General features: G+C 66.0%; 17 protein-coding genes. 6 read left to right on the top strand and 11 right to left on the bottom strand.

Going from position 1 to position 14,748, the window contains the following annotated elements:
• Positions 1–357: HNH endonuclease signature motif containing protein (locus ABZW74_RS01045; RefSeq protein ID WP_355273030.1), on the top strand; the 357-nt coding region annotated here is incomplete at its 5' end.
• Between the two features lie 216 nt (positions 358–573).
• Here ABZW74_RS01045 and ABZW74_RS01050 read toward each other — a convergent pair.
• The 4 genes from ABZW74_RS01050 to ABZW74_RS01065 form a co-directional block, all read right to left on the bottom strand.
• Entirely contained in the window at positions 574–1,707 is a 1,134-nt protein-coding gene (locus ABZW74_RS01050; protein ID WP_355273033.1) for a glutamate--cysteine ligase, read from the bottom strand.
• A gap of 27 nt (positions 1,708–1,734) precedes the next feature.
• Positions 1,735–2,397, bottom strand: a complete 663-nt coding sequence (locus ABZW74_RS01055) for a superoxide dismutase family protein (RefSeq protein ID WP_355273036.1) — start codon at positions 2,395–2,397, stop codon at positions 1,735–1,737.
• 84 nt (positions 2,398–2,481) lie between these two features.
• Positions 2,482–2,967 (bottom strand): LytR C-terminal domain-containing protein, encoded by a 486-nt coding sequence (locus tag ABZW74_RS01060; protein ID WP_240856077.1) that lies wholly within the window; start codon positions 2,965–2,967, stop codon positions 2,482–2,484.
• 89 nt (positions 2,968–3,056) lie between these two features.
• Entirely contained in the window at positions 3,057–3,413 is a 357-nt protein-coding gene (locus ABZW74_RS01065) for a DUF3263 domain-containing protein (RefSeq protein WP_012832574.1), read from the bottom strand.
• A 260-nt stretch (positions 3,414–3,673) separates the two neighbouring features.
• Here ABZW74_RS01065 and ABZW74_RS01070 point away from each other — a divergent pair, with 260 nt between their 5' ends.
• The 5 genes from ABZW74_RS01070 to ABZW74_RS01090 are packed head-to-tail and all read left to right on the top strand — an operon-like array spanning position 3,674 to position 7,092.
• A complete protein-coding gene (locus tag ABZW74_RS01070; RefSeq protein ID WP_240856078.1) occupies positions 3,674–4,279 on the top strand; it encodes a peptide deformylase in 606 nt (201 codons plus the stop codon).
• Between the two features lie 11 nt (positions 4,280–4,290).
• Complete coding sequence (locus tag ABZW74_RS01075) at positions 4,291–5,268, top strand: GNAT family N-acetyltransferase (protein WP_355273041.1); 978 nt, start codon at positions 4,291–4,293, stop codon at positions 5,266–5,268.
• Positions 5,268–5,819, top strand: a complete 552-nt coding sequence (locus ABZW74_RS01080; RefSeq protein WP_355273044.1) for a ribonuclease domain-containing protein — start codon at positions 5,268–5,270, stop codon at positions 5,817–5,819. Before ABZW74_RS01075 ends, ABZW74_RS01080 begins: the two co-directional genes overlap by 1 nt.
• A complete protein-coding gene (locus tag ABZW74_RS01085; protein WP_240856081.1) occupies positions 5,816–6,304 on the top strand; it encodes a barstar family protein in 489 nt (162 codons plus the stop codon). Before ABZW74_RS01080 ends, ABZW74_RS01085 begins: the two co-directional genes overlap by 4 nt.
• A 2-nt stretch (positions 6,305–6,306) precedes the next feature.
• Positions 6,307–7,092: an exodeoxyribonuclease III gene (locus ABZW74_RS01090; protein WP_355273047.1), complete on the top strand. Its 786-nt coding sequence runs from the start codon at positions 6,307–6,309 to the stop codon at positions 7,090–7,092.
• A 189-nt stretch (positions 7,093–7,281) separates the two neighbouring features.
• On the opposite strand, the gene ABZW74_RS01095 is transcribed toward ABZW74_RS01090, so the two are convergent.
• From ABZW74_RS01095 to ABZW74_RS01125, 7 genes are all read right to left on the bottom strand, one after another.
• On the bottom strand, positions 7,282–8,103 hold the full coding sequence (locus ABZW74_RS01095; protein ID WP_355273050.1) for an ABC transporter permease: 822 nt from the start codon (positions 8,101–8,103) through the stop codon (positions 7,282–7,284).
• Positions 8,100–8,915 carry an ABC transporter permease gene (locus ABZW74_RS01100; protein WP_355273053.1) on the bottom strand — a complete coding sequence of 272 codons (816 nt, stop codon included), beginning with the start codon at positions 8,913–8,915 and terminating at the stop codon, positions 8,100–8,102. Before ABZW74_RS01100 ends, ABZW74_RS01095 begins: the two co-directional genes overlap by 4 nt.
• Positions 8,912–9,910, bottom strand: a complete 999-nt coding sequence (locus ABZW74_RS01105; RefSeq protein ID WP_355273234.1) for an ATP-binding cassette domain-containing protein — start codon at positions 9,908–9,910, stop codon at positions 8,912–8,914. Before ABZW74_RS01105 ends, ABZW74_RS01100 begins: the two co-directional genes overlap by 4 nt.
• A 63-nt stretch (positions 9,911–9,973) precedes the next feature.
• Positions 9,974–11,146: an acyl-CoA dehydrogenase family protein gene (locus ABZW74_RS01110; protein ID WP_308221007.1), complete on the bottom strand. Its 1,173-nt coding sequence runs from the start codon at positions 11,144–11,146 to the stop codon at positions 9,974–9,976.
• Entirely contained in the window at positions 11,143–12,789 is a 1,647-nt protein-coding gene (gene mbtM / locus ABZW74_RS01115; RefSeq protein ID WP_355273057.1) for a long-chain-fatty acid--ACP ligase MbtM, read from the bottom strand. Before mbtM ends, ABZW74_RS01110 begins: the two co-directional genes overlap by 4 nt.
• Positions 12,783–13,553, bottom strand: a complete 771-nt coding sequence (locus ABZW74_RS01120) for an alpha/beta hydrolase (protein ID WP_355273060.1) — start codon at positions 13,551–13,553, stop codon at positions 12,783–12,785. The genes mbtM and ABZW74_RS01120 overlap by 7 nt, the downstream gene beginning before the upstream one ends.
• A gap of 6 nt (positions 13,554–13,559) precedes the next feature.
• Positions 13,560–14,747, bottom strand: coding sequence for an acyl-CoA dehydrogenase family protein (locus tag ABZW74_RS01125; protein WP_240856088.1), 1,188 nt, complete (start codon positions 14,745–14,747; stop codon positions 13,560–13,562).
• Position 14,748: the final 1 nt, after the last annotated feature.

The following is a 14,748-nucleotide window of genomic DNA, read 5'->3' on the forward strand; positions in this document are numbered from 1 at the left end:
CCCAACCCGGCGCCGATCGACCCCACCGGACACGGTGGGCTACTCGTACCCCCGGTCGGGGCGTTGGACTACGAACCAACAGACGCACAGCGGCGTGCGATCGCGCTGACTGACCACCACTGCCGCGGACCCTACTGCGGACGACCCGTGGCCGAATGCCAACTCGACCACGTCAAGTCCTACAACCATGCCCACCCGATCGACGGCGGCTGGACCATCACCGACGATCTGATCCCGCTCTGCATCCCCTGCCACCAGTTCAAACACCTCGACATCTGGATACCCACCCTGGCCGAAGGCCGCGCAGTCATCTGGCAGCACGCAGCCACCGGCAAAACCATCATCACCTGGCCGTGAAAGCGGATACCTGCAGCGCAGCACTGCATCTCAATACATGAACAAGCACGTTCGGATCGCTTCTGATGACGACGAACCTCGGCAGTCGCAGGCCCGAAAACTGGCTGCCGTCCGAAACGCTCTCACGTACGAGTTTCCGACCGGTGACATCGACCAGATTCTCAGCGAGACCGAGGTTGGCTACCGGGAATGAGCCCCGGCCATGTTGACTGACAACTACGAAACCGGTTGCGCCAGTTCCTCGACCACCGACGCGACCACGTCGCGCATACTGCCGGTGCGTGCGTACACGGCACGCTGGCGCTGATAGCTGGCCCCACGCTCGATGATTCGTGAGACACCCGCCAACTCGTCGACGCACTCGAGGTCGCGTGCGATCGGCGCCAGCCGCTCCAGAACGTTCGATAGGTCCTCGGTCACCAGCCGTTCGGTGCAGTCCGAGTCGAGGATGACGATGGCCTCGAGGCCGTAACGTGCTGCGCGCCACTTGTTCTCCTGAACCAGCCACGGCGCCATCGTCGGCAGCGCCTCTCCCGCGGTCAGCCGCCGATCCAGATCGACGACGAGACAGTGGATCAGCGCGACCACCGCCGACAGGTCGGCCACGTTGGTCATCCCGTCGCACACCCGCACCTCGATGGTGCCCAGATGCGGCGACGGCCGGATGTCCCAACGGATTTCGTTGATGTGGTCGATGATGCCGGTGGTCTTCTGGTCGCCGACGAACGCCTCGAACTCCGACCACGTCGCAAACTGGAAGGGCAGACCCGCCGTCGGCAACTGCTGGAACATCATTGCACGGTTGCTGGCGTAGCTGGTGTCCTGCCCGGCCCACATCGGCGAAGACGCTGAGATCGCCAGCAGGTGCGGATAGTAGTTGAGCAGGGCGTCGAGGATCGGTAACACCTTGTCGCGGTGGCTGATACCGACATGCACGTGCAGACCCCAGATCAACATCTGGCGTCCCCACCACTGGGTCCGCTCGATCAGCTCCGCATACCGGTGCCCCTCGGTGAGCAGCTGCGTCGACCATTCGGCAAACGGATGCGTACCCGCGCCGTACAGGTCGACGCCCAGTTCGTCGGCGATCCTGCGCACCACCGCCAATGTCCCGGTGAGGTCGTAGACCGCCTCGGCTGTGGTCCGACAGATACCGGTCACCAGCTCGACGGTGTTGCGCAGCAACTCCTTGTGGACCTGCCCGGTCCGCTCGGGGTGCTGCTCGGCGACGGCCGCAAACAACGCCGCAGCCGAGTTCGAGAGGTCACCTGTTTGCTTGTCGGTGAGTGCGAACTCCCATTCGACGCCGAGCGACGGGGTCGGGGATCCCTGAAACGGGATGGACGTCACCACGTCTGGCCTCGGGGGTTGGTATCGCTACGCGCCGAGCTCGATGACGCCGCAGGCCAGACGGGCACCCGCATCGCCTGTCTTGAGGGTGTTGGGGCTCGGGTTGGGCACGTTGCCGAAGTTGTCGGGCTTCTCGTGGATGATGATGGACTTGCCGATGATCTGTTGCAGAGTCACCGCATCGGTGACGGTGACAGTCTCACCGGTGCCGTCCTTGAGGATGTTCATCGAGATCAGGTCGCCACTGGACGGATGCGCGTTCGCGTCTCCGACCTGCAGGTGACCGCCCGCTGCGCTGAAGGCCTCACCGTCGGGGCCCGGCGCACACTGGCCGTTGGTGTGGATGTGCATCCCGTGGAATCCCGCCGGGATGTCACCTCCGGCGACCTTAACGGTCACGGTCACCGGACCGCCCGCCCCGCGGGCCACGAACGTCGCCTCACCGACCCGGTCGCCGTCTTCGTTCTTGATCTCGGCCTTCGCCTGCTGTCCGGTCGGGACGTTGTCCTGGTTCTCGACCGAGCCCGGAGGCAGTGGGACGTCGGAGATCACCGGGGGCGTGGTGCCCTTCACGTCCGACACCGGCTCGTCGGGGGTACAGCCCGCCAGCACGACGCCGAGCGCACCCGCCGACGCCAGTGCCGCGGCGATGCGCAGGGTGGTCGGACGAGATTTCCTACTGCCGGTCATGTCACTCCTTGGTCGATCCTGGTGAGGGCTGCGGGCGGCACCGTGGTGCGTGTTCGTATCGGGCCGCAATCGTACCGGGTCCGTTCATTCGGACCGCTCGAAGGCGATGACGGGGATGCCGTCCTCACATCGGCCGGCAAACGCGGGTGCACGTTCTTCCACGACGTAGCTGCCACCGAGTGCCGCGGCGATCTGGTCGGCCTGCGCCTTGGACGCGGCGTCGTCGTAGAAGATGGTGTTCTCGCTGAAGGTGCCGTCGGTGTAGGTCTGCGGCGCACGGGTCTGGAAACCCTTGGCCTTGAGCTCGTTGGTGACCTCGCGGCCGAGACCGTTGATGCCACCGGCGTTGTAGACGCACACAGGCTTTGCGGCGGCCGCCGCCGTGGTCGAGGTGGGTGCCGCCGACGTCGTGGTCTGGGTCTTGTTCGCAGCTTCCAGCGCGGCTTCCGGGTCGTCGGACGACGTTGCTGCCGAATGCCATCCCAGACCGATGAAGACCACGGCGACAGCGAGCAGCAACATGGCCCCGGCACGCAACGGAAGGCGATTGGGCTCACGATCTGCATTCATCAACGACGACCTTAACGCACTTCGCGAGGTGGCCCGGCGTCAGACGTCAGTGATATCCGCGGCACGCATTGAGAGCTCGCAGCCACGCATCACGTGATCTCGAAGCCCAGCCGACGGGCCGCGCGGGCCTTCTGCCGGGAGGCCCGAAGCCGACGCAGGCGCTTGACCAGCATCGGGTCTGCAGCCAGCGCTTCGGGGCGGTCGACGAGCGCGTTGAGTACCTGGTAATAGCGGGTCGCCGACAGGCCGAACAGCTCCTTGATGGCTTCTTCCTTGGCTCCCGCGTACTTCCACCACTGACGTTCGAACGCCAGGATGTCGTGTTCGCGCCGCGACAACCCGTCGGCCCCGACCTCATGCGGGTCCACCGCTGACTGATCGGCGGCAGCGTTTTCGGGGGTGGGTTGATCGCCCTGCTTCTGGCTACGCGCAGCTGCGCCGTCCATCTCGCTCCCTCACGATTCGCCCTACCGTCGACCCGCACGACCACCGCGTCGGGCAGCTCTGCCGGGAACACTTGGCCCGCTCGCTTCGCTCCCGGCGCCGCCGCCAAATCACAATGGTGTGGTTCGTAATCATCTAACCACGCACCCCAACCGCGAACGCGGTGTGACTCGCCCGGTTTGTGCGGCATCAATTCTCTCCCAGGTCGGCGCGATGCGGGCAACGAGAAAGGACGCGGAACCCACCCAGTAATCTGAGCCGCATGGCCATTCTCCCGATCTGCATCATCGGCGAGCCGGTGTTGCACGAGCCCACGGCTCCCGTGGCGCTCGACGATGCCGGCAAGCCGTCGGCCGAGACGATCACCCTGCTCGACGACATGTACGACACGATGGACGCCGCACACGGTGTCGGTCTGGCGGCCAATCAGGTCGGAGTCGGGCAGCGGATGTTCGTCTTCGATTGCCCCGAGGGTGAACGTTACGAAGCCCGACGCCGCCGCGGCGAGGTGATCAACCCGATTCTGGAGACCTCCGAGATCCCGGAGACCATGCCCGACCCGGACGACAACGACGAGGGCTGCCTGTCGGTCCCCGGCGAACAGTTCCCCACCGGACGCGCCGACTGGGCGCGAGTCACCGGCGTCGACCGCACCGGCGCCGAAGTCGTGGTGGAGGGCACCGGGTTCTTCGCCCGCATGCTGCAGCACGAGGTCGGCCATCTCGACGGCTTTCTGTACGTGGACGTGCTGATCGGGCGCAACGCCCGCGCGGCCAAGAAGTCCATCAAGAAGCACAAGTGGGGTGTGCCCGGTCTGACGTGGATGCCCGGCGAGGTCGAGGATCCGTTCGGCCACGACGACGACTGACCACGCCCACGGTGACCGAGCCAGCCGACCTCTTTGCGGGCGACCGTGTCGTCGTGCGCTATCGGCTCGGCGAGGCCACCCCTGCGGACTGGCGCGGTGATCGGGACGCGGCACGCTCGGATGTGACGGGCTTCCTCGTCGACGACGCGGACCCGCTCGTTCTCGAACGCGACGGCACACGCGAATCCATCCCCCGCTCGGCTGTCACCTCGGTGCGGCTGCTCTCGGCAAAGCCGGTACGCAACAGCGAGATTCGCAACCTCGAGCATGCCGCCGCGCTCGCCTGGCCCGGTGTCGAATCGGCGTGGATCGACGGCTGGCTCCTCCGGGCCGGCGGCGGATTCACTCGACGCGCGAATTCCGCACTGCCACTGGAGCCTTCGGCCCGATCGGCGCAGAGCCTACCGCAGATCGCGGCGTGGTATCGGCGTCGCGACCTGCCGGTCCTGCTGTCGTTGCCGGACCGCCTGATGACCGCCGGGGTGATCGACGGCGAACGCGGCGTCGAGGTGCAGGTCCTGACCGCCGACCTCGAAACATTGCTGGCGCGTGGAGCCTCCATGCCGAACCTCGAGATTCGCCTCGATGACGAACCATCGGATCAGTGGCTGCACGCCTACCGCCCCGACGCCGACGTTGAGCTCGCCCGGAGGGTGACGACGGCCGCCCGCGGACCGGTCAGGTTTGCGACGATCGGCACCGATGACATCTCGGCGATCGGGCGGGCCGCGGTCACCGCTGGGCCCGACGGCGTTGCACGGCTCAGTCTCACCGCGTTGTGGACCGCCCCGGACCGACGACGCTCCGGACTGGCCGGCGCAGTCGCGAGACGTCTGGTCGAGTGGGGTGCCGCAGAGGGCGCCGCGTCGGCCTACGTGCAGGTCGAGACCACCAATCGTGTTGCCGGCGCGTGGTATCGGCGCTGGGGCTTTGCCCTGCACCACACCGCGCACTACCTGACCCCGACCATCGAAGGAAACGCGATCTGATGCCACGATCGGCTCCGACTGCCGCGGCCCGACGACGCCAGGCACTCATCACCGCCATCGCCCTCGTCGTGATCGCAGCGGTCTTCGGTGTCACCTGGCTGATCAACAGACACGACGATTCCACCGCGTCGACAACGACTGCCGCCACGTCCGTGACCAAGTCGTCGGCAGCCAAGACGTCAACAACCAAGACGTCAAGGTCGGCCAAACGGTCCTCCACAGCAGCCGTGTCCACGTCGAGGTCGACGAGCACGTCGTCGCGGGTGCCTGCCCGAGTTCGACAAACCCTGGCGCTCATCGACTCCGGCGACTGGCCAGAAGCCGCCAACGCACCCGGCACACACGGCGGAGATGTGTTCCGCAACAACGAAGGAAAGCTTCCGCGCGCCAACCCGGGCGGAACGCGCATCACCTATCGGGAGTGGGATGTGAACCCCAAGAAGCGCGGTCAGAGCCGCGATGCCGAGCGGATCATCACCGGCAGCGACGGTTCGGCCTACTACACCGCCGATCACTACGTCAGCTTTGTCGTCATCCGGAACCGGCGATGAACCCGGAGACGCTGCGCGACTTCCTCGCCGATGCCGGCGGTCACGGACCCGTCGTCGGCATGCTGCGCGACGACGCGCTGACCCGGACCCCGTCGGGCCTGCGAGTACGCAACGTCGACGCCACTGCGGCGACCACGCTCGACGACCTGTTCACCGCGTTCGCTGCGGCCTGGCATTTCCCGGATCATTTCGGCCACAACAAATCCGCCTTCGACGACTGCATGCGCGATCTCGACGGCTCCGCCGAACCCGGCTCGGCACCCGCCGGATTCCTGACGCTGATCACCGATGCACATATGCTGCTGACCGACGATCCCGACGGATTCGACTGGTTTGCCGAGTCGATGCCGTTCTATCGTGACCACTACCGCGACCACGACAGTCAATCGGTGTTCGCCGTTCTGCTGTGCACGCCTCGGCGCTATCGCGACACGGTCCGAACACGCTGGCGCGCAGCCGGTGTGCGGGTTGCCGAGGTGCGGTGACGATGCGAATCGCCACCTGGAACGTCAACTCCATCCGCGCCCGGTCGGAAGCGGTGGTCGCCTGGATGGACTCCAACGACATCGACGTGCTGGCCATGCAGGAGACCAAGTGCCACGATGACAGCTTTCCCGTGATGAGTTTCCTCGCAAGCGGTTACGACGTCGCACACATAGGTCAGGGGGCCTACAACGGCGTGGCGATCGCATCCCGCGTCGGGCTCGACGAGGTGGAGATCGGCTTCGAAGGGATGCCGACATTCCCCATCGACGGTCGCGAAACCGCCGAAGCGCGAGCGCTGTCCGCACGCTGCGCCGGCGTGCGGGTTTGGAGTCTGTACGTCCCGAACGGCCGAGCCCTCGACGACCCGCACTACCGCTACAAGCTCGATTGGCTCGACGCGCTCGCCGGCATCACGTCACTGCAGCTCGCCCACGACCCCGCCGCGGAGATCATGCTCGCCGGCGATTGGAATGTCGCCCAGCAGGACTCCGATGTCTGGGACCCGGGCTGCTTCGAGGGCAAACCACACGTCTCCGACGCCGAACGATCCGCTGTGCGCGCCTTCCTCACTGCCGGGCTGGCCGATTCGGCACTTCCCTACGCGCCGGGCTACACGTTCTGGGACTACACCGCGCTGAGGTTCCCCCGCAACGAAGGCATGCGCATCGACTACGCACTCTGCTCCCCCGCACTCGACACCCGCGTCATCGGCGCCACCGTCGACCGTGATGCCCGAAAAGGCAAGGGCGCCAGCGATCATGCCCCGGTGATCTTCGACATCGCCTGACCGGTCGGGCGCACTGAAAGTAGGGGAAGAAACTTCTTCCCCTACTCTTGGAGTCCTCCCCCAGAAATTACTGGCGGAAGACTCCGAACATAGGGGAGGAAGCTTCTTCCCCTAGATTTTTCTTCGGCACTCCGGTGAGTACGTAGGGTAGAGGACCCGGTCAGAGATGTGGTCGCCGTGCTCGTCGAATCAGATCGACCGCCGTGCGGCTTTGCGATAGCCGCGAACGGCGAGCACACCGAACACGACCGAAAGCCCTACGGCCCAGACAATTGTCAGCGCAAGCGGACGCGCGACGGGACCTCCTTCGGTGAGTCCGCTGAGTGCGTCGACCGCCGGACTCATCGGTTGGTACTCGACGATCGGCTGCAGCCAGCCCGGATACTCCGACAGCGGCGCGAAGCCGGTATTGAAGAACATCATGAACAGGAACGGGATCGCCGTCTCCTCCATCAACGACCGCGGGGCCACGGTCGCGCACGCGATCATGACGAACACGATTCCGGTCCCGGCGATCACCGGAACCAAGAGGGCGGCGACACCCGCGAGCCAGCCCTGAGTGAAGCGGAACCCCATGGGGATTGCCACTGCGAACAGGACCACCGTGGCGATCGTGATCCGCACGACCTCTGCCAGCACCCGGCCCAGAAGGTAGCCCGATCGCGGTACCGGCAGGGTCGACAGGCGGGCGAGCAACCCCATCTCGCGTTCGCTGATCAGTTGCAGCCCGGTCATGATCGTCCCGAACATCGCGCCGACCAACGCGACCAACCCGGTGTTGCGATAGATGCTGTCGCCCAGACCCAGGTTGGTCGTCGACTGTCCGAGCACGAGGTGGAAGACACCGAGCAGAAATGCCGGGAAGACGAGCGTCTGCACCACCACACCCGGATCGCGAACCCAGGTGCGTAGCAACGCCGAGGCGTGCACGACGGCCTGGGTACCGAGCAGAACCGTCTGGCGCAGGTATGGATCGATGGCCGAATGGGCCGGAACGGCAGTGGCGGTCATCGTGACACCTCCCGACGGTTGGCAAGAACGGAAGCGAACAGTCCCAGTCCGATCAGGATCACCGACCACGCGACGACCGACGTGATGTCGACGTCGGTCCCGGCCGCGAGCGCGCGCATCGCGTCGACGAAGATCGTCACCGGATTGTTGCGCACAAATGGGTGCACCCACTCCGGAAATGACTGCACAGGAACGAGTCCCGTCGAGACGACGACGAGGATCAGCTCCGGGATCATCAGCATCTGCGCGATGCTGTCGGGATGATCGGCCACCGATCCCGCCGCATCCGCCATGAGACTGAGGCTGACGGCAAAGATGACCGCCAGCAACACGAATCCGACGAGATCCCACACAGATCCGTGAAAGCGGAAGCCGAGGGCCGCGCCGAGCGCACAGGTCGAAGCCAACGAGATCGTCACGCGTATTGAGGCATTGATCATCCGGCTGATCAGCGGCGCGCTGCGCGCCATCGGCAGCGATGCCAACCGGCCCCGGACCCCGCTCTGCGCGGCCCGACCGGCGATCTCGCACGAGATGATCGAGACGAAGATGGCGGCCTGGATCACGACCAACGGCACGAGGTTTTGGGCATAGTCGATACCCATTCGGTCGAACCGGCTGTGCAGGGGTACATAGAAGCAGATGAAGAAGACGATCGGCGAACCCACGGCGAAGACGAACTGTCCCTCGCGTGCACCGGATTTCAGGCTCTGCCGAGTCAGTTCGCCGATCGCGACCAGCGCCGGGACCGCGGTTCGTATCGCATCACCGCCGACCGAGGCCGGACGAGCGATCAGCGGGGCGACGCTCATTCGGCGCCCTTCCCGGCCATCACCGCGTCGCCCGATTCCGACTCGTCGGCCGATTCCGGTGTCTGCCCGGTCAACTGGAAGAACACCTCGTCGAGAGACGGACGTCGCAAGGCGATGTCGAAGACCGGGATCGACGCCCGCTGCAGAGTGGCAACCACGGTGCCGACCGTTCCCAGTTCGTCGGGCGCAGCGACGGACAGCCGCGGACGCTGGGCGCCACCACCGGTGGCCGCCTCGATCTCCTCGAACTCCCGCAGGGCGGTACGGGTCCGGTCGAGATCTGCGGAGTCGAGCAACGTGATCTCGCACACCGCCGATCCCGCACGCTGTTTCAGCTGCTCGGGAGTGCCCTGCTCGACCACTCGCCCGTGGTCGAGCAGGACGAGATCGTCGGCGAGGCGATCGGCCTCCTCGAGGTACTGCGTGGTCAGCAGCACGGTGATTCCCTCCGTGCGCAGCGTCGACACGGTCTCCCACACCGACGCGCGACTCCGCGGGTCGAGGCCCGTGGTTGGTTCGTCGAGGAAGAGCACCTTGGGCCGGGTTACCAGCGCCGCCGCGATGTCCACGCGTCGTCGCATACCGCCGGAGAGCTCAGAAACCTTGCGGTCCATGAATTCCACGAGACCGAAGGTCTCGGCGACCTCCTCGAGCCGCGACCGTGTCTCGCGCCGCGGCAGGCCGGTGAGCCGACCGAACATCGCGATGTTCTCCCGCGTCGTCAGCGACCCCTCGAGCGCCGCATACTGACCGGTGAGCGAGATCAGTTCGCGCACTCTGCCGGCGTCGTCGACGACGTCGTATCCGGCCACCGAACAACGGCCCACTGTCGGGCGCTGCAGCGTCGACAGGATCGAGACAGTGGTGGTCTTCCCACAACCGTTGGGCCCCAACAGTCCCAGCACCGAACCCTCGGGGATCTCGAAGGAGATGCCGTCGAGCGCGCGGACGTCCCGGTACGACTTGGCCAGATCTTCGACCACGACCAGCGACATTGTGGTCACCCCATCCTTGAATCGTGAGCATAGCTGACGGTATATGGGTCACCCTGACAAACGTCAGGTGATGGAACCAGAGAATTGTTGGTAGGCATCGAAATCCGGCTTCATCGATGCGGCCACGAGCTCCCACAGGACCTCGTCGGTGCCGCCGCCGACGCGCGCGAGCTTCATGTCCCGCCACCACTGCGCGAGCGGGGTCTCACCGGTCAAGAAGCCCGAACCGCCGAAGATGTGCATACATTCGCCGATGACCTCTTCGCCGAGCCGCGCCGCCGACACCTTCATGGCAGCAGCGCTGCGCAGATCGAGCTTGCCTCCCGCTGCGATACCGGTCAGCGCTAGGCGCAGCATGTCGACACGGGAGACGAGGTCGGCCATCCGAAGCCGCAGCGCCTGGTGGTCGATCAGTGTCTTGCCGAACTGGGTGCGCTCGTGCATCCGCGCAAGCGTGACACCCAGGGCCAGTTCGCATGACGCGGCGACCTGCCCGGCAATCGACAGCCGCTCGTGGGCGAGGCCCCAGCTCACCGCCGCCAGACCGGTACCGGCACGCGCGATCAGATGGTCCGCGGACACCACAGTGTCGATCTCCACCGCAGCGGTATCCAGTGGCCCGGCACTGACTTTCGCGTAGGGCGGCATGATCGTCACCTGATCGGTCGGAACCAGGATCAACGCCACGTTTCCGTGCCGGCTCTCGGAGTCACCCTCGACGGTGCGCGCCACCACCAGGATGTAATCGGCGATCGGCGACAGCGAGACGAACTTCTTGCGGCCTTTGACGCGGAATCCGTCGCCCTCGGTGGAGATCTCGGTCTCCACGATCTGCAGATCCGAGCCGCCCGACGATTCCGAGGCTGCCAGGCACAGCACCGCATCGCCGCGGATGGCGCGCTCGGCGACGTCGGTCAGCAGCGGCGAGCGCCCACCGAAGCGACGCAAGATCGCGATGGCCGAATCGTGCAGGCTCACCCCCACACTGATGCCCGCGGAACCCTGGCGACCCAGCGCGTAGGCGAGTTCGACGAGCTTGGCGACGTCGGGCGTCTTTCCGTCGCCCCACTTCTGGGCGAACACACCGGCAGCGCCGAGACGCTCGAGCAGCTTGCGCGGAAATCGCTCTGCGGCTTCGGCTTCGGCGGTCCATCCACGGACCTCGTCGTCGAAGACCGATTCGAGCAACGCCCGATACTCCTCGACGGTGGTCTGTTGCGTGATCGTGGCGGTCACTTCATCTCACCGACCTCGACGAGTCGCTTGGTCTCCAGTCGGCGAATCTTGCCGGAGGTGGTGCGCGGCACCGAGCCGGGAGCCACGAAGATGACATCCGACGGCATGACACCACACTGTGCGGCGACTTCGGCCTTGACGGCGCTCTTCGCGGATTCCTCGTCCTCACCACGGAATTCGGCCACGATCACCAGTCCGGGCCGGGCCGACTGCTCGTTGCGGGCCATCGCAACCACGCAACCGCTGCGCACTCCCGACACCTTGGCCGCGGCACGCTCTATCTCGATCGGGAACAGGTTGCGCCCGGCGACGATGACGATCTCCTTGGCCCGGCCGCAGATCACCAGCTTGCCGTCGACGAGGTAGCCGATGTCACCGGTGGGGAACCACTCGCCTGCTGCCAGCGGCGGGTGCCCCAGGTAGCCGTTCATCATCGAGGTGCCTCGGATCTCCACATGTCCGACGGCGCGGTCGTCGATCTGCGGAACCTCACCATCGGCAGGTTCGACGATACGAAGTTGCATTCCCCCCAGCGGTTTACCGAGGATCGCATAGCGGCGGCGGATCGGAACCGACCCGTCACCCGGCGGGGTCACCGTCACCTCGTCGTAGTTGGCGCCGCTACCGACCGACGGAATCGTGACGGCACACGTCGACTCGGCCATGCCGTACGACGGCGCCGCTGCCCCCGGGTCGAAGCCGAATCGTTCTGTGACTTCGAGGAACTTGTCGAAGGCATCGGGATCGATCGGTTCGCCACCGCTGATCGACACACGCAGCGCCGACAGGTCCGCGTCCTTGATGAGCGAGCCGTACTTGCCCAGGATGTCGTAGGCGAAGTTGGGAGCCGCGGTCAAGGTGGCCCGCGACTCGGTGAGCCACTCGAGCCACTTGAACGGTGCCGCAGCAAAGGCCGAGTTCGGCACCAGCCACAGCGGGAAGCCTGCGCCCATCGTGGCGAGCAGGAAGGTCAGGCCCATGTCGTGATACAGCGGAAGCCAACTGAAGCCGATGTCGCGGGTGCGATGCACACCGAGTCGCACGATCAGTTCGGTGGTGTTCGTGTGCACTGCCTTGGTCGACAGGACGGCGGTCTTCGGGTCACCGGTGGAGCCGGCAGTACCCTGCAGCACCGCGGGCGCATCCTCGCCCACGCGACGCGGCTCGAATCCGGTTGTGTCGATGCCGGCGCCGTAGACCGCGACCTGCTCGACGCACATCCAGCCATCGACCTTGGCCAGCAGGTCCAACTGAGGTCCGCTGCCGAGAACCGTGCCGACGCCGATATCGGCGAAGCGGGCGTACGTTGTCTGGGCCCAACGCTCTTCGTCTGCTCCTCGGATCGGACCGGGCAGGATCGACACGGCGACGCCGGCGAGCCATGCGCCCAGCACCGCGGCAACCAGGTCGAAGCTCGGGTCGCCGATCAGCCCGACGTGGTGCGGCTCCACGCGCTGGCGATCGGCGAGGATCTGCGCCGCGACCTCCTCGGCCCGGGCGTGTACATCCGACCAGGGCCGGGCATCCCATGTCCCCGTTTCCGGATCGAGGACCGACAGCGAACCGTTTCCGGACAGCATTCCTTCGCTGACCGATTCCGCCAGAATGCTGGCTGTGCCAGCCTCATCGAGCGCCGTTACCATGCCCAGCCTTTCTCTTCGAGCTTTGCGATGAATTCAGTGATCAGGTCGCCGATCTCGTCGGCGTTCTGCAGATGCGGATGATGACCATGCCCGGGCAGTACCCGCCGGGTGACGTCGCCGCCGGCCGCGCCGACGATCCGGTCGAGTTGTGCGACGCTGCCGTACTGGTCGTTCTCACCCTGTACGAGCAACAGCGGCGCACCGATCCGACGGCACTGTTCGGTGATGTCGAAGGTTGCGAACTCGTCCGACAGCCACACGCCAGACCATTTGCGGAACAACGCATCCGGGTCGTCGTGGAACAGTGCAAGCGAGGGCCGGACCTTCGTGTCGAGCGACTCGGCGGTCTGCCGGATGCCGTTGAGGGTGACGTCTTCGACGAAGACGTGCGGAGCGATCAGCACCGCGCCGGCCACCGGATACTCGCTCGCATAGATGGCGGCAATCGACGCGCCGTCACTGTGGCCGACGAGAAACGGACGCTCGATTCCGAGTGTCGACAACACCTCCGGCAGGACGGTGAGCGCCTCGCTGTGCAGATAGTCCGGACCCGTCGGCCCGTAGCCCGCCGAACTTCCGTACCCGTGGCGCGAATAGACGAGGGTGGACATCCCGGTCCGGGCGCTGATCAGCGCGGGCAGACGACCCCACTGCCCCGCAGAGCCGAGACCCTCGTGCAGGAGGACCACGGTCGGGAGATATGGGCGATCACCTTCGTACACAAGGTATTCGAGCTCACCTCGGTGGTGTGCGAGAACTGGCATCGCGCCCTACCAACTGTGGTTGGAGACGTCCAGCATGTTCGCACCGAGCTGGGCCCTCCCCACGTAGTTGAGGCAGTCGATCGGCTTGGCCGGCATGATGGAGCAGAACTGCACCTCCCGCAGCAGTCGCTGCATCGGCCCATCCACCGCCATCGACGCCGAGCCGACGAGGGCAACTGCCTGCGCGGCAAGGGATTGTGCAGTCTCACCCAGGTGATACTTGGCGGCATAGACCAGCGAGTTGGTTGCGGTGTCCGAACGGTTGTCGGCGACAGCTCGCGCTGCACCCAAGGTCAGCGCGCGAGCGGCCTGCAGGTCGACGGCCATCGAGCCGAGACGCTGAATGCTCGGCGCGTCGTCGCGGCGGCGCGCGTCGTCGCCGATGCGCTCGCTGGCGAAGTCGACGATCGAGGTCGCAAGTCCCAGGTATGCGCCGAGGTAGCCGGCCGCCATCCAATGCGGTTCGCGGACAGCCTTGAACAAGGACATGCCCTCCACGCCGAGGAACAGGCGATCGAGGGGAATCGGTGTGTCCGCCAAGAACATCTGGGCGGTGGAGGTGCCACGCAAGGCAGTACCGCGCCATTCCTCCGAGAACGACACCCCCGGATCGTCGGCGCGAACCACAAAGTGCGAGACCTCGTAGTCGCCGTCCGCGTCGTCGGGCCGCGCGGTCACGACGTAGTAGTCGGCGACCCCGGCCAGCGATACGAACGACTTGTGTCCAGACAGGACGAACCCGTTGGCCTCACGCCGATAGGTGGTGGCGATCCCGCGCAACCGGGCACCGGTGCTGGGCTCCGAGGCGGCCGAGGCGAACATCCGCTGCCCGTCGACCACCTCTCCGACGACCCAGTCCCGGAACGCAGCACCGGTCGCACCGAGAGCATCACCGTCGGCCTCGAACAGCGAGCCGATGGCGACGTTGTGCATGTTGTAGCCAAGGGCGATGGCGCCGTTGGCCTTGGCCAGTTCGGCGAGCACGGTGGTGTAGCCGGCGAAGTCCAGACCGAGTCCACCCCGGTCCGGCGGCACCATCGCCGCGAGCAGACCGGACTCACGCAGCAGCGCGTACGCCTTGGCCGGCGCCTGGGTTCCCTCGTCGATGGGACCGGCGAGATCGGCGAGCTCCGGCAGGATCTCACCTGCGAGATCGAGTGCCTTCTGCAACGGCTCCGAGGTGGTTGTGTTCATC

The organism is Gordonia sp. NPDC003585, from assembly GCF_040610755.1.
Taxonomy (GTDB): Bacteria; Actinomycetota; Actinomycetes; order Mycobacteriales; family Mycobacteriaceae; genus Gordonia.